This is a genomic window from Dickeya sp. MK7 (assembly GCF_000406305.1).
GTDB classification, from domain to species: Bacteria; Pseudomonadota; Gammaproteobacteria; order Enterobacterales; family Enterobacteriaceae; genus Dickeya; species Dickeya fangzhongdai.
This window is the reverse complement of the sequence record NZ_CM001984.1, coordinates 2,737,448-2,758,399: the sequence shown is the minus strand read 5'-3', so window position 1 is coordinate 2,758,399 and position 20,952 is coordinate 2,737,448. Positions and strand designations below refer to the sequence as shown.

The 20,952-nt window shown below is 55.1% G+C and carries 17 protein-coding genes and 3 pseudogenes; 8 read left to right on the top strand and 12 right to left on the bottom strand.

Annotated features, from left to right (window positions below; translation table 11 throughout):
• Nucleotides 1-478: 478 nt before the first annotated feature.
• The 4 genes from DXXMK7_RS11980 to narI are packed head-to-tail and all read left to right on the top strand — an operon-like array spanning nt 479 to nt 7,222.
• Nucleotides 479-4,267: a nitrate reductase subunit alpha gene (locus DXXMK7_RS11980; RefSeq protein ID WP_038919293.1), complete on the top strand. Its 3,789-nt coding sequence runs from the start codon at nt 479-481 to the stop codon at nt 4,265-4,267.
• Complete coding sequence (gene narH, locus DXXMK7_RS11975; RefSeq protein ID WP_038658052.1) at nt 4,267-5,829, top strand: nitrate reductase subunit beta; 1,563 nt, start codon at nt 4,267-4,269, stop codon at nt 5,827-5,829. Before DXXMK7_RS11980 ends, narH begins: the two co-directional genes overlap by 1 nt.
• Nucleotides 5,826-6,545: a nitrate reductase molybdenum cofactor assembly chaperone gene (gene narJ, locus DXXMK7_RS11970; RefSeq protein ID WP_038919292.1), complete on the top strand. Its 720-nt coding sequence runs from the start codon at nt 5,826-5,828 to the stop codon at nt 6,543-6,545. Before narH ends, narJ begins: the two co-directional genes overlap by 4 nt.
• Nucleotides 6,545-7,222, top strand: a complete 678-nt coding sequence (narI, locus tag DXXMK7_RS11965) for a respiratory nitrate reductase subunit gamma (protein WP_038658056.1) — start codon at nt 6,545-6,547, stop codon at nt 7,220-7,222. The genes narJ and narI overlap by 1 nt, the downstream gene beginning before the upstream one ends.
• A gap of 72 nt (nt 7,223-7,294) precedes the next feature.
• Here narI and DXXMK7_RS21375 read toward each other — a convergent pair whose 3' ends face one another.
• Entirely contained in the window at nt 7,295-7,750 is a 456-nt protein-coding gene (locus DXXMK7_RS21375; RefSeq protein ID WP_231348795.1) for an NUDIX domain-containing protein, read from the bottom strand.
• Nucleotides 7,751-8,136: 386 nt separating this feature from the next.
• Here DXXMK7_RS21375 and yiaY point away from each other — a divergent pair, with 386 nt between their 5' ends.
• The gene (yiaY, locus tag DXXMK7_RS11955; protein ID WP_038919291.1) at nt 8,137-9,285 is read left to right on the top strand and encodes an L-threonine dehydrogenase; all 1,149 of its coding nucleotides are present in this window, start codon (nt 8,137-8,139) and stop codon (nt 9,283-9,285) included.
• A gap of 299 nt (nt 9,286-9,584) precedes the next feature.
• On the opposite strand, the gene DXXMK7_RS11950 is transcribed toward yiaY, so the two are convergent.
• Nucleotides 9,585-9,899: a PTS sugar transporter subunit IIB gene (locus DXXMK7_RS11950; RefSeq protein ID WP_038919290.1), complete on the bottom strand. Its 315-nt coding sequence runs from the start codon at nt 9,897-9,899 to the stop codon at nt 9,585-9,587.
• Nucleotides 9,900-10,211: 312 nt separating this feature from the next.
• Nucleotides 10,212-10,448 (bottom strand): annotated as a pseudogene (locus DXXMK7_RS23080) (NAD(P)H-binding protein); the annotation flags it as partial.
• A 146-nt stretch (nt 10,449-10,594) separates the two neighbouring features.
• Here DXXMK7_RS23080 and DXXMK7_RS11940 point away from each other — a divergent pair.
• Entirely contained in the window at nt 10,595-11,488 is an 894-nt protein-coding gene (locus tag DXXMK7_RS11940; protein WP_038919288.1) for a LysR family transcriptional regulator, read from the top strand.
• On the opposite strand, the pseudogene DXXMK7_RS23270 reads toward DXXMK7_RS11940, so the two are convergent.
• The 6 genes and pseudogenes from DXXMK7_RS23270 to DXXMK7_RS11920 all read right to left on the bottom strand — a co-directional run.
• Nucleotides 11,469-11,576, bottom strand: a pseudogene (locus tag DXXMK7_RS23270) (aldo/keto reductase); the annotation flags it as partial. The gene DXXMK7_RS11940 and the pseudogene DXXMK7_RS23270 sit on opposite strands and share 20 nt — an antisense overlap.
• Before the next feature lie 25 nt (nt 11,577-11,601).
• Entirely contained in the window at nt 11,602-12,453 is an 852-nt protein-coding gene (locus DXXMK7_RS11935; protein WP_038919287.1) for an aldo/keto reductase, read from the bottom strand.
• An 80-nt stretch (nt 12,454-12,533) separates the two neighbouring features.
• A pseudogene (locus tag DXXMK7_RS21905) lies at nt 12,534-12,783 on the bottom strand (hypothetical protein); the annotation flags it as partial.
• Nucleotides 12,784-12,854: 71 nt separating this feature from the next.
• Nucleotides 12,855-13,619 carry a carboxymuconolactone decarboxylase family protein gene (locus tag DXXMK7_RS11930; protein WP_038919286.1) on the bottom strand — a complete coding sequence of 255 codons (765 nt, stop codon included), beginning with the start codon at nt 13,617-13,619 and terminating at the stop codon, nt 12,855-12,857.
• The gene (locus DXXMK7_RS11925; protein ID WP_038919284.1) at nt 13,597-14,076 is read right to left on the bottom strand and encodes a cupin domain-containing protein; all 480 of its coding nucleotides are present in this window, start codon (nt 14,074-14,076) and stop codon (nt 13,597-13,599) included. Before DXXMK7_RS11925 ends, DXXMK7_RS11930 begins: the two co-directional genes overlap by 23 nt.
• 165 nt (nt 14,077-14,241) lie before the next feature.
• Entirely contained in the window at nt 14,242-15,120 is an 879-nt protein-coding gene (locus tag DXXMK7_RS11920) for a LysR family transcriptional regulator (RefSeq protein WP_193745954.1), read from the bottom strand.
• A gap of 256 nt (nt 15,121-15,376) precedes the next feature.
• On the opposite strand from DXXMK7_RS11920, the gene DXXMK7_RS11915 reads away from it, so the two are divergent.
• On the top strand, nt 15,377-16,360 hold the full coding sequence (locus DXXMK7_RS11915; RefSeq protein ID WP_038919282.1) for a nitronate monooxygenase family protein: 984 nt from the start codon (nt 15,377-15,379) through the stop codon (nt 16,358-16,360).
• Here the strand turns inward: DXXMK7_RS11915 and DXXMK7_RS11910 are convergent.
• The 3 genes from DXXMK7_RS11910 to DXXMK7_RS11900 are packed head-to-tail and all read right to left on the bottom strand — an operon-like array spanning nt 16,349 to nt 19,606.
• On the bottom strand, nt 16,349-17,728 hold the full coding sequence (locus DXXMK7_RS11910; protein WP_231348794.1) for a heavy metal sensor histidine kinase: 1,380 nt from the start codon (nt 17,726-17,728) through the stop codon (nt 16,349-16,351). The two genes, DXXMK7_RS11915 and DXXMK7_RS11910, sit on opposite strands and share 12 nt — an antisense overlap.
• Nucleotides 17,729-17,743: 15 nt before the next feature.
• A complete protein-coding gene (locus tag DXXMK7_RS11905; RefSeq protein WP_038919281.1) occupies nt 17,744-18,424 on the bottom strand; it encodes a heavy metal response regulator transcription factor in 681 nt (226 codons plus the stop codon).
• 15 nt (nt 18,425-18,439) lie between these two features.
• The gene (locus tag DXXMK7_RS11900) at nt 18,440-19,606 is read right to left on the bottom strand and encodes an aldo/keto reductase (protein WP_193745923.1); all 1,167 of its coding nucleotides are present in this window, start codon (nt 19,604-19,606) and stop codon (nt 18,440-18,442) included.
• A 252-nt stretch (nt 19,607-19,858) separates the two neighbouring features.
• Here DXXMK7_RS11900 and DXXMK7_RS11895 point away from each other — a divergent pair, with 252 nt between their 5' ends.
• Nucleotides 19,859-20,908, top strand: coding sequence for an alpha/beta hydrolase (locus tag DXXMK7_RS11895; RefSeq protein ID WP_038919279.1), 1,050 nt, complete (start codon nt 19,859-19,861; stop codon nt 20,906-20,908).
• Nucleotides 20,909-20,952 lie beyond the last annotated feature (44 nt).

Sequence of the window (20,952 nt, the reverse complement as noted above, 5' to 3'; positions counted from 1 at the left end):
CCATAATCCTACATGCTCGTTCTTGGGCTGCTTTTGTGCCCGATTACCGATCTTAAATCTTCCTGCCATCTGTAGCGGCGTTTACACCTGCTACGGCCTTACTCTGCCGCAGAATTGACCGGCTTACATTTACCACCCACTTATGGCTGCGCTCATTCAGGCTAAAGCGTCGGGGTGAAAAACCGGTTTTGGTCGCCTGATACGACCTACTACCTCCAAATAGTCACCGGGGGTGAGTATCCTCTCCCCTGATCATTGCAAATCAATAAATTCCATTAATTATCAGTCTATTGGGTTGTTTTTTTCGCGTAATCCTTTGGTGGTATCTCCGCTGTTCCCCGCGTAAACCGGCCCGGGCTGGCTTGATCGCTGTCAATTCTGGCACTTATCCGGCTGGCTACCCTACGCCTCAGTGAGCAAAACCCACGTGTACTTCATAACGACAGGAACCGTCAGGTTCCGCAGCAGGAGAGTCCGGATGAGCAAATTTCTTGACCGGTTACGTTATTTCAAACAGGTGGCCGAGCCGTTTTCCGGCGATCACGGCCAGACGCTGAATACCAATCGTGACTGGGAGGACGGCTATCGCAGCCGCTGGCAACATGACAAGGTGGTGCGTTCGACGCATGGCGTCAACTGTACCGGTTCATGCAGCTGGAAGATTTACGTTAAAAACGGGCTGGTCACCTGGGAGACACAGCAAACCGATTACCCCCGCACCCGGCCGGACCTGCCGAATCATGAGCCGCGCGGCTGCCCGCGCGGCGCCAGCTATTCCTGGTATCTCTACAGCGCTAACCGGCTGAAATACCCGATGGTGCGCAAACGCCTGATGAAGCTGTGGCGTGAGGCGCGTCAGCATCATGCCGACCCGGTGGACGCCTGGGCGTCAATCGTCGGCGACGCGGGCAAAACGCGGGAATATAAGCAGGTGCGCGGGCGCGGCGGTTTTGTGCGCGCCGACTGGCAGGAGGTGAATGAACTGATCGCCGCCGCCAACGTGTATACCGCCAAAACCTTTGGCCCGGACCGGGTGATTGGCTTTTCGCCGATCCCGGCGATGTCGATGGTGTCCTACGCTGCCGGCGCCCGTTACCTGTCGCTGCTGGGCGGGGTATGCCTGAGTTTTTACGACTGGTATTGCGACCTGCCGCCGGCCTCGCCGCAAACCTGGGGCGAACAGACCGACGTGCCGGAATCGGCCGACTGGTATAACGCATCGTACATCATCGCCTGGGGTTCCAACGTACCGCAGACCCGCACCCCGGACGCTCACTTCTTTGCGGAAGTACGCTATAAAGGCACCAAAACCGTTGCCATCACCCCGGATTATGCGGAAATCGCCAAGCTGTGCGATCAGTGGCTGAATCCGAAACAGGGCACCGACAGCGCGCTGGCGCTGGCGATGGGTCACGTGATCCTCAACGAGTTTCACCTCAAACAGCCGCGCCAGTACTTCACCGATTACGTGCGCCGCTATACCGACATGCCGATGCTGGTGCTGCTGGAGGCGCGTGCGGATGGTAGCTACGCCGCCGGGCGTTTGCTGCGCGCCGCCGATCTGGTGGGCAACCTGGGGCAGGAGAACAACCCGGAGTGGAAAACCGTCGCGATTGACGAACCCACCGGCGAACTGGTCGCGCCGCAGGGCTCCATCGGTTATCGCTGGGGTGAGCAGGGCAAATGGAATCTGGAACAGCGCGAAGGCAGCGCCCAGCGTGATGTCAATCTGCAACTGAGCCTGTTGGGCAAGCACGACGACGTGGTGTCCGTCGGTTTCCCCTATTTTGGCGGCGCATCCAGTGAAAACTTCGCCAGCGTCGCGCTGGACGAGGTACTGCTACATCAACTGCCGGTCAAACGCCTGACGCTGGCCGATGGTCAGGAAGGGCTGGTCACCAGCGTTTATGACCTGACGCTCGCCAACTACGGCGTGGATCGCGGTCTGGACGACGCGCAGTGCGCGACCGGCGATGATCAGGTAACGGATTATGATCAGGTAAAAGCCTACACCCCGGCATGGGCGGAGCAGATCACCGGCGTGTCGCGCCAGAACATTATCCGCATCGCCCGTGAGTTCGCCGATAACGCCGACAAAACCCACGGCCGTTCGATGATTATCGTCGGCGCGGGTATGAACCACTGGTATCACCTCGACATGAACTACCGCGGGCTGATCAATATGCTGATCTTCTGCGGCTGCGTCGGGCAGAGCGGCGGCGGCTGGGCGCATTATGTCGGTCAGGAGAAACTGCGTCCGCAAACCGGCTGGCTGCCGCTGGCATTCGGTCTGGACTGGCAGCGCCCGCCGCGTCATATGAACAGCACCTCGTTCTTCTATAACCACTCCAGCCAGTGGCGTTACGAAACCATCGCGCCGCAGGAGCTGCTGTCGCCGCTGGCGGACCACTCCCGTTTCAGCGGCAGCCTGATCGATTTCAACGTGCGCGCCGAACGCATGGGCTGGTTGCCGTCGGCGCCGCAGCTGGGCGCAAACCCGCTGCGTATCGCCGGGCAGGCCGCGGCCGCCGGCATGTCGCCGCAGGATTACACCGTAGCGGAACTGAAAGCCGGCCGCCTGCGTTTTGCCGCCGAGCAGCCGGATAACCCGCAAAACTTCCCGCGCAACCTGTTTATCTGGCGTTCCAACTTGCTGGGTTCATCCGGTAAGGGGCATGAGTACATGCTCAAGTACCTGCTGGGCACCGAACACGGTATTCAGGGGCAGGATTTGGGCCAGCAGGGCGGCGTGACGCCGGAAGAGGTGGAATGGCGCGAGCAGGGCGGCGAAGGCAAGCTGGATCTGGTGGTAACGCTCGATTTCCGCATGTCCAGCACCTGTCTCTATTCCGACATCGTGTTGCCGACCGCCACCTGGTATGAAAAGGACGACATGAACACCTCGGACATGCATCCGTTCATCCACCCGCTGTCGGCGGCGGTTGACCCGGCCTGGGAGTCGAAAACCGACTGGGAAATCTATAAAGGGCTGGCGAAAACCTTCTCTCGCGTCTGTCAGGGGCATCTGGGGGTGGAAACCGATGTAGTGACGCTGCCGATCCAGCATGATTCGGCGGCCGAAATGGCGCAGCCGCTGGGGGTGCAAGACTGGAAAAAAGGCGAGTGCGACCTGATTCCGGGCAAAACCGCGCCGCACATCATGACGGTAGAGCGCGACTACCCGAACCTGTATACCCGCTTTACCTCGCTCGGTCCGTTGCTGGATAAGCTGGGCAACGGCGGTAAAGGCATTAGCTGGAATACCCAGAATGAAGTCGATTTCCTCAAGCGTCTGAACCGGGTGCAGGAAGACGGCCCGGCCGCCGGCCGCCCGAGAATCGACACCGCGATAGACGCCGCCGAGGTGATTCTGTCGCTGGCGCCGGAAACCAACGGCCAGGTGGCGGTAAAAGCCTGGGCGGCGCTGAGCAAGGTCACCGGGCGCGATCACACCCATCTGGCGCACCCGAAAGAGGAAGAAAAAATCCGCTTCCGGGATATTCAGGCGCAGCCGCGCAAAATCATTTCCAGCCCGACCTGGTCCGGTCTGGAAGACGAGCATGTGTCTTACAACGCCTGTTACACCAACGTGCATGAACTGATTCCGTGGCGCACGATTTCCGGTCGCCAGCAACTGTATCAGGATCATGAGTGGATGCGCGCCTTCGGCGAAAGCCTGCTGGTGTATCGCCCGCCGGTAGATACCCGCGCGGCGCAGCCGTTGCTGAATAAAAAGCCCAACGGTAACCCGGAAAAGGCGCTCAACTTCCTGACGCCGCATCAGAAGTGGGGGATTCACTCCACCTACAGCGAAAACCTGTTGATGCTGACGCTGGGGCGCGGCGGGCCGATTGTCTGGCTGAGCGAGGATGATGCCCGCGAGCTGACCATCGCCGACAACGACTGGGTGGAAGTGTTTAACGCCAACGGCGCGCTGACCGCCCGTGCGGTGGTGAGCCAGCGTATTCCGTCCGGCATGACCATGATGTACCACGCTCAGGAGCGGCTGGTGAACCTGCCCGGCTCGGAAGTCACCGGCCAGCGCGGCGGCATTCATAACTCGGTCACGCGCGTTTGCCCGAAACCGACCCACATGATCGGCGGCTACGCCCAACTGGCGTATGGCTTTAACTACTATGGCACTGTCGGTTCCAACCGCGATGAATTCGTGGTGGTCCGCAAGATGAACCGTATCGACTGGCTGGATGAGGACAGCCATGACGACCTGTCTTCCCATGTGCAACCTCATCTGCAGGAGAAAGCCTGATGAAAATTCGTTCACAAGTCGGCATGGTGCTGAATCTGGATAAATGCATTGGCTGCCATACCTGTTCGGTGACCTGCAAGAACGTCTGGACCAGCCGCGAAGGGATGGAGTACGCCTGGTTCAATAACGTGGAAACCAAACCCGGCACCGGTTATCCGCACGCCTGGGAAGATCAGGAAAAATGGAAAGGCGGCTGGATTCGTAAAATCAACGGGCGGCTTGAGCCGCGCATGGGCAATCGCGTCGGGGTGCTGTCGAAGATTTTCGCCAACCCGGACGTCCCGACGCTGGACGATTATTACGAGCCGTTCGACTACGACTACGCCCATCTGCAACGCGCCGGTGAAAGCCGGCACCAGCCGGTGGCGCGCCCGCGTTCGCTGGTAACCGGCCAGCGCATGGAGAAGATCGAAAACGGCCCGAACTGGGAAGACGATCTGGGCGGCGAGTTCAGCAAACGTTCGCAGGACAAGAACTTCGACGACATGCAGAAAGCCATGTACGGGCAGTTCGAGAACACTTTCATGATGTACCTGCCGAGACTGTGCGAGCACTGCCTGAACCCGGCCTGTGTCGCTACCTGTCCGAGCGGCGCCATCTACAAACGGGCGGAAGACGGCATTGTGCTGATCGACCAGGATAAATGCCGCGGCTGGCGCATGTGCCTGACCGGCTGCCCGTACAAGAAAATCTATTTCAACTGGAAGAGCGGCAAGTCGGAAAAATGCATTTTCTGCTATCCGCGCATCGAATCCGGCATGCCGACGCTGTGCTCGGAAACCTGCGTCGGGCGTATCCGCTATCTGGGGGTGCTGCTGTACGATGCCGATCGTATCGAGCAGGCGGCATCGGTAGAAAGCGAAACCGATCTGTACGGTCGCCAACTGGATATTTTCCTCGACCCGCACGACCCCGAAGTGATCGCGCAGGCGCAGCGCGACGGCATTCCGCTCAGCGTGATTGACGCGGCGCAGCAGTCGCCGGTGTACAAGCTGGCGGTGGAATGGCAACTGGCGCTACCGCTGCACCCGGAATACCGCACGCTGCCGATGGTGTGGTACGTGCCGCCGTTGTCGCCGATCCAGTCCGCCGCCGATGCGGGCAATCTGGCGCACAGCGGCGTACTGCCGGACGTGGAAAGCCTGCGTATCCCGGTGCAGTATCTGGCGAATCTGCTGACCGCGGGCGATACCCGCCCGGTACTGCGCGCGCTGCGGCGTATGCTGGCGATGCGCCATTACAAGCGGGCGCAGACGGTGGAACAGGTCACCGATGTCAGCGCGCTGGAGCAGGTGGGGCTGACGCAGGCGCAGGCCGAGGAAATGTACCGCTATCTGGCGATCGCCAACTATGAGGATCGCTTTGTGGTGCCGTCCAGCCATCGGGAACTGGCGCGGGACGCGTTTCCGGAAACCCGCGGCTGCGGCTTCAGCTTTGGCGATGGCTGCCACGGCAGCGACTCGTCGTTCAACCTGTTCAACAGCCGACGTATCGACGCTATCGACGTTACCAGCAAAACCCAGACCATGAGCAACCGGCGGATGCAGGAGAACAAGTCATGATCAGTCTTCGCGTTATCGCCCGACTGCTGGAGTATCCGGATGCGGAACTGTGGCAGCAGCGTCAGGCCATGCTGGAGGCGCTGGAACAGGCCGACGAACTGCCGCTGCGCCAAAGCGCGCAACTGCTGCAGTTCATCGCCGACTTTTATCAGGGCGACCTGCTCGACCGGCAGGCGCGCTACAGCGAACTGTTTGACCGCGGCCGCGCGTTGTCGCTGCTGCTGTTCGAACATGTGCATGGCGAGTCGCGCGACCGCGGTCAGGCGATGGTGGATTTGCTGGCGCAGTACCGTGAGGTCGGGCTGGAACTGGATTGCCGCGAACTGCCGGATTTCCTGCCGCTCTATCTGGAGTACCTGACGTTGCGCGATCCGCAGACCGTGCGCGATGGGCTGCGCGATATTGCGCCGATCCTGACGCTGTTGGCGGAGCGGTTACGCCAGCGCGACAGCGAGTATGCCCTGCTGCCGGATCTGCTGTTGGCGCTGGCGGCGATCGAGCCCTCGCGTGAATCCGTGGCGGCGAAAGTGGCGGAAGAGGCGCGCGACGACACGCCGCAGGCGCTGGATGCCGTGTGGGAAGAGGAGCAGGTCCGCTTTCTGGCCGACGCGGGCTGCGCCCCGGCGCAACAGACTGGTCACCAGCGTCGTTTCGTCGACGCGGTGGCGCCGCACTACCTGAACCTTGACGCATCACGCGCCAAAGGAGACTGCTGATGCATTATCTCAATCTGTTTTTGTTTGATATCTACCCCTACATCGCCGGCGCGGTTTTTCTGATCGGCAGTTGGTTGCGCTACGACTACGGTCAGTACAGCTGGCGCGCCGGCTCCAGCCAGATGCTGGATAAGAAAGGCATGCGGCTGGCGTCGAACCTGTTCCATCTCGGCATTCTGGGCGTGTTGGGCGGTCATTTTCTGGGCATGATGACGCCGCACTGGATGTACGAGTCGTTTTTGCCGCTGGAGATAAAACAGAAGATGGCGATGATCGGCGGCGGAACCTGCGGCGTGCTGACGCTGGTGGGCGGCGTGCTGTTGCTGAAGCGTCGGCTGACGAATCCGCGGGTGCGCGCTACCTCAACCACCGGCGATATTTTGATCCTGTCGCTGCTGGTGATTCAGGCGGCGTTGGGGCTGCTGACCATTCCGTTTTCCGCGCAACACATGGACGGCAGCGAGATGATGAAACTGGTGAACTGGGCGCAGGCGGTGGTGACGTTTCGCGGCGGCGCCTCGGCGCATCTGGATGGCGTAGCGCTGATTTTCCGCCTGCATCTGGTGCTGGGAATGACGCTGTTCCTGCTGTTCCCGTTCTGCCGGCTGGTGCATATCTGGAGCGCGCCGGTTGAGTATCTGACCCGTCGTTACCAACTGGTCAGAAACCGGCGCTAACGCCGTCTGTCATTCGGCATGGTTAACGCGATATGCTCCGGCGTATCGCGTTGTCATTTGGGGAAGAGAGAATCAGTGCGTATCGCGCCAGAGCAGGTTCAGGGCGCGCATGACATAGGGCACAACCGGCAGATGCGCGATTTGCTCGCGGGTGAAGAACGCAAACCCGGAACCTTCCTGCAGCACGATATCGCCCGGCGTCAGCGCCGTTGTCAGCGAGAAGATATAAATCCGGGCGTTTTTACTGTCATCCGACAGCGTGACGATCAGCGGCGTCAACTCCCGGTCGTCAAGGGTGATGCCGATCTCTTCATTTAATTCACGCACCGCCGCCTGGGCGGGCGTCTCTTCACCTTCAAGTCCGCCGCCGAACAGCGACCAGTAACCGGGGTAGGGTATGTCTTTATCCGAATCCCGCAATTGCAGCAGGATTTTTCCGTACGGATCGACGAGTACAACCAGCGCCGCGCTACAGGCGCTGGCCGTGCTGATATCGCCGATCACCTTAAATGTGATCTCATTCGTCATGGGTATTGTCGACATTAAAAGCCCCGAGTAGTCATGACACGACCGCCTGTCTCTGTTCACTAATACTGATACGGTTTGGTCTGGCGCGATACGCCGATGTAACACCTTTTCAGGCCGTAATCTATGTAATAACGGCAGATTGACCCGCTTGTTTACGATGAAAATACCACCCGCCCCGTTACGCCGGTTCTATGCGCAACCTGGAAGTAAAATAATTGTTTATTTGTGCGGCGCAGTTTTTTCATTCATACATGATATTCCTCAGAAAAAACGGTTCAGCATTTTAGCGAAGAGTGGATGAAATTTGTTTTTGGTCAATTTCACCGATAAATGTCAATGCTAGGATGGCTGTAAGTTAAGACTCTGTAATAAATGGATGGTGATCTATGAGCAGCGCATTTTATATTCCGGCTTTAAACCTGATGGGTGAGGGTGCGTTAGAGGAAGCGGCCAGGCAGATTCAGTTGCAGGGTTTCAAACATGCCTTGATCGTGACTGACGGCGTGCTGAACAAAATCGGCGTCGCAGCCTCCGTGCAGCAATTGCTGAAAAAATACCAGATCGATAGCGCCATTTATGATGGCGTGCAGCCGAACCCGACCGTTGCCAACGTGGATGCGGGCCTGAAAATTCTTAAAGCAAACCACAGCGATTGCGTGGTGTCGTTGGGCGGCGGTTCTTCCCACGACTGCGCTAAAGGTATCGCTCTGCTGGCAACCAACGGCGGCGAAATCGCCGACTACGAAGGCGTGGATGTTTCCGCCAAACCGCAGTTGCCGCTGATCGGCATCAACACCACGGCGGGCACCGCGTCTGAAATGACCCGCTTCTGCATCATTACCGATGAAGTGCGTCATGTGAAAATGGCGATCGTGGATAAAAACGTGACCCCGGTGATGTCCGTCAACGACCCGGTCCTGATGGTCGGAATGCCGGCATCGCTGACCGCTGCTACCGGGATGGACGCCTTGACTCACGCCATCGAAGCTTATGTGTCGACCGCCGCTAACCCGATTACCGATGCGGTGGCGATCAAAGCGATTGAACTGATCCGCGACCATCTGCGTGATGCGGTCAAAGACGGTAAAAACATGGTGGCGCGTGAACAGATGGCTTACGCCCAGTTTATGGCCGGCATGGCGTTCAACAATGCATCGCTGGGGTATGTGCATGCGATGGCGCACCAGTTGGGCGGCTTCTATAACCTGCCGCACGGGGTGTGCAATGCGGTGCTGCTGCCGCACGTAGAGCGTTACAACGCAACCGTCGCCGCAGGGCGTCTGAAAGACGTCGCGGTCGCGCTGGGCGTCGACGTTGCCGGGCTGAGCGATCAACAGGCTGCTGACGCGGCGATCGCGGCGATCAGCCAGATGGCGCGCGATGTCGGTATCCCGGCCGGATTGAAAGATCTGGGCGTGAAAGAAGAAGACTTCAACATTCTGGCGGACAACGCGCTGAAAGACGCCTGCGGGTTGACCAACCCGAAACAGGCGACCCACGCGGAAATCGTCGAGATTTTTGCCGCCGCGTTCTAACTGTCATCTGAATATTATCGACGAGCCCCCGGCCTTTCATGGCCGGGGGCTTTTTTATAACTGTCTCCTGTCTATAGTCAGGATGATGGGCTGTTTTATTAATCGGGTGTATTTTACTGGCTTGTAATTAATTTCAATTTGACATTATTGTTGGTGTAATTATTTCTGCTGGTCAGTTAAATGCCGGTAGCGGACATTACGCACATCACGGTTTATTAATTAATGGGAGCAGACCATAGTGCTATGCACAAACTCCATGCATAAGAGAGGAGGCCGCACAAAAGGTGCGGCCGTCAGTGTCAGGCTGCTAGTTCAGGCATCTGCTCCATCACGAACTTTAAAACTTTCTCCGCGTCGAGTGATGCATAGAGTAGACTTTCAATAATCGCAATTGAACGAGAGTCTCCGACAATCTCTCTAATTTCTGTGAGTTTGTACTGAATGTGCGGCGCAATGAGAAAACCGTCGAAAACGGAAGCTACGCTGGCGAAATTATCCAGACCCACAGCACTAATGATCAGATGGTAGCCTTTCCTTTCTGCCACTAACTGCATCTTTTTGGCGAGAGAGTTTGCTGTATTCCCGAACAAACAACATATCAGAAGCTTTTTCATGGTATTTCCTCCTGAGAGCTATTCACAGAATATGACTCGCTAAGGTAATAAAATGAGCGCTACCTCTTATTTGCATGACAAATCAATAGCCGAGTTGACTGTACCACCCCGGAAAGACGAACCTGCCGTATAGTTGAACCGCCGCTGAGCATTCACACCTTTTCGAGTAGCCGCTCTTGTATAAGCAATTCGCTATTGGGGTCTTAAGTCTGCTTCTCGCTTATAGCTGCCCAGTGAAGTTTCCGCAGACGGCTTCGTGCCAGAAACGGACAATACGAAGCATGACGAGCTTGTGCCGATCATCATGGTGGTAATCGAACCAGCCCGGTCTGACGATGGTGTAGAAATGACCGTATCAATATCTTTCGCCACGCCAGCCAATGTCTTAAGCATTGAAACGTCACCGTAGAAAACGTCGACCTCATGGGGAAACTGTTTTACTTTGCGCCGATTTCTGACCAATGCTTTGGGTCGGCGGCCCATTTCCATTGCGGTCTTCACGACATGCAGACCAATACTTCCCGTCGCCCCGACAACGAGTATTTTCATGAGAAACCGTCTGTTAATTCAGACATATTTTCAATACAGACAGAATATCAATTATCATTATTGCCAGTGGCGAGACTAAAATGATGGCGTCTATGGACACCCTTCATAAGTTCTCTTTGAGGGGTATAGGAATAAGGAAATGGCCGATGCTTAAAGAAAACTTCAATGAGTTGCAGATCTTTCTTGTTGTGGCAAGAGAGCGAAGTTTTACCAAAGCCGCCGGTAAGCTTGGCGTTTCGCAGTCGGCGCTGAGCCATGCAATGAAAGCGCTGGAAGAGCGCTTAAACATCCGTCTTTTGACCCGAACCACCAGAAGCGTAGCCCCCACAGAGGCTGGCGAGAGAATTATTGCCTGCCTTGAGCCACGAATTGCCGATCTTGAGCAGGAACTGGAGGCGCTGATTCAACGGGATGGTACTGCTTCAGGTAACATCCGCTTATCAGCCGGGGAGCATGCCGCACGTAGCTTGGTGTGGCCGAAGCTGAAACCCTTCCTCAGGGAATATCCAGAAATCAATGTCGAACTGGTGGTTGATAATGGTTTTGTCGATATTGTCGAAGGACGTTTTGATGCCGGGATTCGCCTTGGCGAAAGTGTTGATAAGGATATGATCGCCGTAAGAATTGGGCCGGACATGCGAATGGCCCTGGTCGGCGCGCCGGCATATTTTGCCGCAAACCCTGTTCCTGATTCGCCGCATGAGCTACAAAATCATCGATGTATCAATATGCGCCTGCCTACCGCCGGTGGCCTGTATCATTGGGAGTTTGAACGGGAGGGGAAACCCCTGCGCGTCAGAGTCGAAGGGCAACTGACGTTTAATCTGTTGTCGGAAAGAATCGATGCGGCGTTATCCGGGTTTGGCATCGCCTGTGTGCCAGAGGATACGGTTCAGGCTTTTATAACATCAGGCGAACTTATCCATATTTTGCAGGATTGGTGTCCCTCTTTCCCTGGATACTATCTTTACTACCCCAGCCGTAAACAGCACCCTCCAGCCTTTGCGTTAATGATAGATGCGCTGCGGTACTCGGAATAACCGGGCCGTAGCCGTGGCTGAGCCCCATGCAACCCAGCCCCAGAGCCGACACTTCAAGCCCGGATGTTCCGAGATAACGTTTTTGCATCAAGAGGTACCTCTTCTGCCGTGGCTTAAACGTCGAGCTTACGGCCGGTCAGCCATTCCACCATCGCCGGGTCTCGATGCGAGAAGAATGCGCTGGTTGCGGTATCGAGAGCGGCAAGCTGCAGCATATCGTCAGCGCTTAACTCGAAGTCGAGGATGTTGATATTCTCTTCCATTCGCGCTTTTCGTACAGATTTTGCCAGCGAAACGATGCCACGCTGGAAGATCCAACGCAGGACAACCTGACCCACGCTTTTGCCATACTTCTCACCAATCGCCGTTAATACCGGATGCTGGAACAGACCGTTTTTCCCTTCTGCAAAAGGCGCCCAGGCTTCAGGCTGAATTGCGCGGCTTTTCATCCACGGCACGGCATGCAGTTGCTGGTTAAAGGGGTTTACTTCAATCTGATTTACGGCAGGGACGACTTTGTTGAAGGCGATAAGATCGGCAAGTCTGTCGGGATGAAAGTTGCTTACGCCAATCGCGCGAATTTTTCCTGCCTGATGCAGTTCTTCCATCGCGCGCCAGGCCCCATGAACATCGCCATAGGGTTGGTGAATCAGGTACAGGTCGACATAATCCAGCTGCAGCCGATTCAGTGAGCGTTCGAACTGTGCTTTAGCACCTGCGTAATTGGTATCCTGCAGCCAAAGTTTAGTGGTAATAAAAAGTTCGTTACGTGCGATGCCGCTTTGTTTCAGCGCGTTCCCGACCTGAGTCTCATTTTGATAGGACGCTGCGGTATCAATCAGACGATATCCTGTTTCGATGGCATCAAGAACGGCGCTCTCACACTCCGCGGCATCCGTCATCTGAAATACACCAAAGCCCAGCAGGGGCATTTTAATACCGTTGTTCAGTGTTACTGTTTGCATGACGTTATCCTTCAGCTTGTTATGTATGAAAAGCATACCGCAAGGTGATTTATTCGATTAGAGGGTGAAATTCGCTAGGGTTAATTAGTAGAGTTCATTAATACTCTTTGAGCCTTGCTTGCGGCTCTTTTACTACGGCAGGTTTTTTCTTGCAGGAACCGGCTAACCAGATCAGCGATCTGAACATTATTCAGATCGGAGAACGGGAAGTGGAATGTCTTTTATCCCCCCCTCCGGCAGATGCGTAACGGTCACATCACCTCCGGATTTGTTAACCACGTCTCGCCATTGCCGGGCCATTGCCAGGCGTACCCGACAGCTGTCTTGTGCTGCCGGAGCAGGGCCGGCAAGAATACGTCGCTGTCACCTTTGCCGTAACCGCCGTGAGTAATAGGGCCCCTTTATTTTGCGCCAGCCAGTGCCTGTTGCAGCGCATGTTCAGCCCGTATTGCGGCATCATTTTCGCCATGTTCACGCAGTGCCTGTACCAGCTGGCGCAGTTGTCCTGCCGTCAGGCCGACCCGCATGCCTGCACGCGTATGCGATAGCAACTGAGCTTCAACGCCCGGAGTGGCCGCTAATGCGCCGACCGTTGCCAGTTCGCGGCTTTGCCAGTCGAGGTTATCGCGGGCAAAAATGTCACCGAACAGATGTGTTTGCAGGAACTGATTAATGACCGGAGCGAAATCAAACAATGGGCCCTGAACCGGGGCGCCTGAGATTCTGGTCTGGTTTGCGGTGCCAATACGGCGGAGTTCATCGCCGACGGGAACAGGGTTGACAGGTTCTTTACCCTCAACATCGCTGATGCCGCGTTGTTTACGTGCTTCAACGACCTTCATGAGTTCATTTAACGCATTCAGGCTGCGAGGGAAGCCGGTATAGGCATAGAGCTGAACGAGAATTTCTTTGGCTTCGTTTATGGTGAGTCCGGCGTCCAGGCCCTGATTAAGCGCGGCATTAAGCTTTTCCATCTGGCTGCTTGCCATATACGCCGCAATCAAAGGGATAGCCTGCTGGCGTGCGGACAATGTATCTGCAACGGTTTGTTCCTGATTCATTGCGGTGACTCCTTGCGTTACTGTCGCCGCATTTGCCGTGAGGCTGTAACCAACGATCAGCAATGCTGCTACCGTGAATGCCTTAATGGGCGTGGTATTGTTCATCAGTCACTTTCTCCATCCAGTTAACGCTTTTCCCATCCACGATCCCGGTTATCGCCAGGTGCGTCATGGCGCTGCCAGAGGCTGCACCATGCCAGTGTTTGACACCAGGGGGGCATGACACGACATCACCAGAACGAATTATCTGTACCGGCTGGCCTTCCTGCTGGGTCAGCCCTACGCCGGAGGTCACAATAAGCCGCTGACCTGCTGGGTGCGTATGCCAGGCGGAGCGAGCACCTGGCTCAAAAGTGACGTAAGCCCCCGAAACACGCATGTCCTTATCAGGCTTGAACAGCGGATCTACCCGGATGCGTCCGGTAAAATTCTCCGCTGGCCCATATACCGCGTTCTGACTTCCGGCGGGGGTAATATGAACGGGGACATTTTGCGCCACCGCCCAGGATGAAAAAGTGAAGAGGGGTAGTAACAGCCCGAAGTAACGTATTTTTCCGGTCATGCAAAGCATCCTTTTCGTCGATGAAGGGAATAGCCTGCAATGATTCTAATCAGGGTGACATGTCGTCAGGCTGACGACCCCCTGACAATTTTGTCAGTTGGGCCGGAAATTGGCAGGGCCAGGGAGGCCCCTCGGTGGCAAATACCATTGCTATAACTCTGGTTTTTAAAGCAGTTGTTCTAACCACTCAGCAAACACGCGTACTTTGCGTGAGAGGTGACGGTGCGGATAAAGCAGCGACAATTTGCGATCCGGAGCGGGATAGTCTGGTAAAACTTCCACCAGACTGCCACTGTCGAGATAAGGCTGTAAAAAGAAGGTCATCCCCTGCAGAAGCCCCAGCCCGGCAAGACCCGCGGCGGTATAGGCTTCTGTGTTGTCCAGTACCAGCTTGCCGGGCAGTTGTATTTCCTCTGTTCCCGATGCGGTCTGAAATATCCACGGCATAATCCGGCGATTGCTGCTGTTAATCCAGTTTACAGCCTGATGCTGTTTCAGCGATTCCAGCGTGTCGGGCTTACCATAAGCGGCAAGATAAGCCGGGCTTGCGCAGGTCGTCATTTTTATATTGCCCATCGGCCGGGCGATATACTCTCCATCTTCCAGTTCCCCCACGCGCAGCACACAATCCAGGCCATCATGCAGCATATCCCGGCGGAGGTCAGAACAGCTCAGAATGATCTCGATACCGGGGTTTTCGCGGTAAAAATCAGGCAGGTTGGGTACGATCAGTAACGTTGCGAAAGCGATTGGCATATCTACACGCAGTTGCCCGTGCAGTGCGCGTTCTGGGGCGAATGACTCCAGTAGGTCATCCGCCTGCACCAGTAAGGGTTTGCTGCGGCGATAAAATTCTTCGCCATCAGGCGTCAGGTAAATTCGGCGAGTGGTTCGCTGCATTAAACGAACGCCGCTGTGTTGCTCCAGCTGCTGCAACGCTTTGGTCACGGCAGGACGGTGGAGTTGCAAGTTTTCTGCCGCCTGGGTAAGGCTGCCGGATTCGATAATTTCGATAAAAATCTTAATTGATTCAAAAAGATTAATTTGCATAGCGGGCTTCTTTTACAGGGGAAGAAAAGCGGCTCAGAAGAAATCGGATAGCGTTATTGTTACTCATTTTATAATAGTGATGAACTATATCTGCTATTTTTCCAAATAATCTTGCGTCCTACACTCTCCGCATTCCGAAGCTGAGCTGCCCCGCAGCATCATTTCGAAACGTAAAAGCACTATGAAACGTAAAAGCAATATTAAGACGGCCTCATCCGATGGTCTGAGTCTCTTTTAAGGAAATTCCGCGATGCAAAATCAAAAGAACCGTATCTGCCAGATTTTGGGCATTGAAAAACCCGTCATCCAGGGGCCATTATCCTGGCTTACCGACGCCCGTTTGGTCGCCGCTGTCAGCAATGCCGGGGGCTTGGGCGTTCTGGGACCAAACGCAGGTCTAACGGCTGAAACCGCCGTATTCACACCGGAAGAAACCGCTGAAAAAATGCGCGAAGAAATTCGTAAAACCAAAGCACTTACCGAAAAACCTTTTGGCGTTAACCTGATCCCAATGCCGGAGAATGACGTATGGACCCTGCCAATATTGCAGGTGATTAAGGAAGAAGGGGTGAGGGTGGTTGTTTATACCGGCTATAGCGAAGGCTCGATAATCCCCGGGCTGTTTGACGAACTGAAAGACGCGGGCATCAGCATCATCTATCGCGACATCAATCCCTCCCCCGAAAACACCCGCCTCGCCGAAGCCGCAGGGGCGGATATTATTGTCGCCACCGGTTTTGACGAAGGCGGAACGTTACCAGGAAAGGCCCTGGGCACGTTTTCCATCGTCCCGCTGATCGCCGATGCTGTTCAACATGCTCCTGTGCTGGCGGCGGGGGGGATCACCGATAGCCGTACCGCCAGAGCGGCTCATGCCTTAGGGGCAAGCGGGGTCTTCGCAGGTTCCGTATTCATCAGCACGGAAGAAAGCCGCGTACCCCAGTCGGTAAAAGACAAGATCGTCGATTCCGACGGACTGGATATGCTGCTTTTCCGCACGCAGCCCGACTACTATCGCTCGCTGCCCGGCAAGCTGGCCGAGAAACTGGTGCAGATGGACAAAGCGGGCGCCAGTAACGAAGAGCTTGGCAAAACGATGGGCGGTCTACGCGGTTTGCGGATCGGTATGCTCGAAGGAAATACCGACGAAGGCTATATCTCACTGGGCACCGGCATCGGCGCTATCCGGGGCGTAAAAAGCGTCGCTGACGTGGTTAATGAATTAGCTCCGTGATATCGCAAAGGTCAGCCCAAACGTATTGATACCGTCCTCACTACGCGCAAAGACGTCTCCCCGGTGCATAATGGCGACGGCGCGTACGATCGATAACCCCAGACCATGATGGGTGTCGCTCCTGGCCCGGGAGGAGTCAACCCGATAAAAACGTTCAAAAAGCCGGTTTACATGCTCCAGAGCAATGGGATTGCCTGGGTTCGAAACCTCAACGCAGGCGTGATTATTTTTTTCGCTCAATCGAACGGTAATCGTACTTTGGGGGGGCGAATGCCTTGCACTGTTTTCCAGTAAATTGGCGAGGGAGCGGTGGAATAACCGTCGATCAATATGGGCTGTTACATCGCCTTCAACGTCCAGGGTAAGCTGTTTTTCAGCAAAGGAGGGCTCAACATATTCTGCCGTTTTAAGCGTTTCTTCACGCAGGGAGACCAGCATAAGCTGGGAGGCATATTCACCGGCGTGAGCATGGGACAGGAAAAGCATATCGTTAACGATTGATGTCATCCGCTCAAGCTCTTCGAGGTTTGAACCCAGTAACTCTTCCAGCTCATCGTACGAACGTCGGCGTGATAGCCCCAACTGCGTTTGACCAATCAGGTTGGTGAGAGGAGTGCGCAGTTCGTGGGCTACATCAGCATTAAAGCTTTCGAGCTGCCGCCAGGCGATCTCCTGACGCGCCAGTACACCGTTAAATGATGAAGCGAGCTGCTGTAATTCTTCGGGTAATGCCGTGGCATCAAGGCGTTGTCCATGATCTCCCGGGGCGAGATGTTGCGCCTGTTTACTGAGCGCCACCACCGGACGCAGACCGATTCTTGAGACTAGATATCCCAGCAGCGCTACGATAAACACACCCAGCGCGGCAATAACCAGCAGGGTACGCGTGAACGCATCCAGTGTCCCCATGTACGGCGTGGAGTCGATGGCAACCACATAGCGCACCTCAGGCCTTTCGCCGTTTGCGGGGATCGTTTTCACCAGCAGAAAAAGTGAGCATGCGCCGTCCGATGCGCCGGGCATTTTGTTAAAACCTTCCTGCAAAGAAGACCACTGAACACCCACAGGCGGCGTTCCGCCCACACTGAAACGTGGGTTATCGCTCACTATCCAGTAGCGAACGCGCTCACCTTCAGAATTGGCTAATACGGTAAATTTATTCGCCAGCGTAGACCAGCCCTCAGCCGAGGTTCGCGCTGCAATCCACGAGCTCATTAATGATTCCCGAAATAACAGCTCGTTGTGCATCTGTTTTTGCAGCGAGTCATGCAATGAGCTTCTGAGCAGAATACCGATGACGGAAACAATCAGAAGCGCGGATAACGCAAACATCAGTGCCAGATGGACCGAAATGGCGCGCTTAAGCATGCTGATCCCTTTTATTTATTCGCACCTGACTTCGAGGACGTACCCCATACCGCGTACGGTATGCAGCAATTTAACATCGAACGGAGTATCAACTTTGGCCCGCAGGCGTTTAATGGCGACTTCAACCACATTGGCGTCGCTGTCGAAATTCATGTCCCATACCTGCTCGGCGATCATCATCTTTGACAGAATTTCCCCCTGATGACGGGCCAGAAGGCTCAGTAGAGAAAACTCTTTCGCCGTCAGTTCCAGTCGCGTTCCGGCACGAAATACCCGACGAGCCAGCAGATCAAGATGGAGATCGTTAATTTGCAGTTGTGTGATATCCGCTCCATCGGTTGAGCGGCGACGCACCAGCGCCTGAATGCGCGCCACCAGCTCAATGAGCGAGAAAGGTTTAGGGAGATAATCATCAGCGCCAAGCCGAAGCCCTTTGACGCGCTCGTCGACCGATCCCCGTGCAGATAACATCAATACAGGGGTCTGTTTACTGGCTCGTACGCCTTCCAGTACCCGATAACCATCCATTCCCGGTAACATTACATCGAGGATTATCGCGTCGTAGTCGAATTCCAGTGCGTAATGAAGACCTTCGGCCCCATCCGCTGAAACATCTACTGTAAACCCGGATTCACCCAGCGCACGGCTGAGATAGGTTGATGTTTTTTCCTCATCCTCGACTAACAACAGCCGCATAACGTGACATCCTCATTAACTTTTCAACGGAGCGTCTACATCTGAATAAACCTGTACCGCATCCGGCAACCGTTGACCCTGAATAGTGATGGCATCCAGTGAACGGGTGAGTTCGGTCATTTCGCTAGACGTCAGTGAGATCCGTGCGGCGGCCGTGTTTTGCAGCATATGATCTTTGTTTGTGGTGCCCGGGATCGGGACAATCCAGGGTTTGCGAGCCAGTAACCATGCCAGCGCAATCTGGCCCGGTGCGGCATTTTTTCTTACCGCCCAGGTTTTCAGTAATGCCACTAACTGTAAGTTGTGCTGGCGGTTGTCAGGCGAGAAGCGAGTTTCTGTCGCGCGGAAATCACCGACAGCGAATCGGGTATTCTCATCAATCCAGCCCGTTAAAAACTGCACGCCCAATGGGCTCCATGGCACAAACCCTATCCCCAGCTCTTCGCATGTCGAAAGCACATGCTTTTCAGGGCCTCGCCAGAGCATGGAATATTCACTTTGTACGGCTGTGACGGGTAATACCGCATGAGCTCGTCTTAACGTATTAATCCCCATTTCTGACAGACCCCAGTGCAGGACTTTTCCCTGATCCATTAAATCCTTAATCACACCGGCGACATCTTCGATCGGAACCTGAGGATCCACCCGGTGCTGATACAGCAAATCGATGCGATCGGTACGCAGGCGTTTGAGCATATTTTCGACGACCAGTCTGATATGCTCCGGTCGGCTATTGAGGCCCGGCAGGCGCTTACCCGTCTGCTGATCGATGTTCCAGCCAAATTTAGTGGCGATAACTATTTTGTCCCGAAAAGGGGCGACGCCTTCACCCAGGATCTTCTCCACCTCAAAGGGACCATAAGCTTCAGCAGCATCAAAAAGCGTCACGCCCTCATCAAATGCCCGACGGATAATGCTCACCATTTCGGGACGCCACGGGACAGACGTGTCGTATTTACGGCTCATGTTCTGGACACCCAGACCCACGGCAGAAACGTCAAGGCTGCCTAGTTTACGTTTACCCGGTGAGGCTGAGCGTTGGCTGCCTTGTCTGGAGGCATCACCCTGAGAGGATTTCCCCGTTGCTGAAGCATGAGGAATCAGTGATGCTGCGGCGATACCCGCCCCGGCAACTAATAACTTACGTCGCTCGGGCATCGCCGGGTTGTGTTGACTTTTCATGGATCATTCCTTTTCTCAGTAAATTGAACATGAACCTCATTTAATCTGAGCGCATTCTGCCCCTTGATTACCAACATAAAGCTGACGGTTACCTGACAGCGTTGTCAGAAACCATTGCCTGCCGCACAGTGGCTTCCTGACAAAAATGTTATTCGCCTGTCACGAGGCTGACAGCCCTCACTCCCTAATCTGAGCCTGCATATTCGATATCACGAGCCTGCATGGACAGGCCGTCACTCATCGGGAGAGACCATGAAATTCACGCTGTTAAGTGCAATGTTGCTTACGGCAATGGCCGGAGTTACCTCGGTTAATGCTGCTGACTATAAAAAGAATCCATTTACCCTCGTCTACGACGGTGCCATCACCGAGAACGTCAAAGGCAAGGTCAACATTCATCCGGTGAAATACGATCTGCATGGCATCCAGATTGCCGCGAATGTCTACACGCCAGCCAACTACGACCCCGCGAAAAAATACCCTGCGGTTGTGGTTGCGCATCCGAATGGCGGCGTAAAAGAGCAGGTCGCCGGGTTATATGCTCAGCGTCTGGCCGAGCACGGATATATCACTATTACCGCCGATGCGGCTTATCAGGGGGCCAGTGGCGGCATGCCTCGTAGCGTTGATAAGCCTGCCAATCGCATTGAGGATATTCACGGTATGGCTGACTACATCAGCCAGTACCCAGGGGTTGATACCGCCCGCATCGGCTTGCTGGGCATCTGCGGCGGCGGTGGCTATTCATTAAAAGCCGCCCAGACGGATAAGCGCTTTAAAGCGCTGGCGACGCTGAGCATGTTTGATTCCGGGCTCGTGCGCCGCAATGGTTATCAGGACTCGCAGATTTCCACTATTCAGGAGCGTTTGAAACAGGCAAGTGATGCGCGCGCCAAAGAAGTCACCACCGGTGAGGTCAGCTATTCCGGAGACGCCAACCTGACAGATGAACAAATCGCGAAACTTCCGTACGATTTGTACCGTCAGGGTTACGAGTATTACTGGAAAACGCATGCTCACCCGAACTCAACGTTCCGCTACACCACAAGCAGCCTGCTTGATTTGATGAGCTTTGATGCGCAAAGCAATATTGATCTCATCAATCAGCCGCTGCTAATGATGGCCGGTACTAAAGCTGACTCGCTTTACATGACCGAAAGCGCATTCAAAAAGGCCACCGGTACGAAGAATAAACAACTGTTCCTGATTGATGGCGCAACGCATATCGAAACCTACTGGGTACCTCGTTACGTTGATCAGGCGATGAAAAAATTAGATACATTCTTCGATCAAAATATTTAATCCGTTCTACTGATACCCTGGCCAGCCTTGCAGGCTGGCCGTTA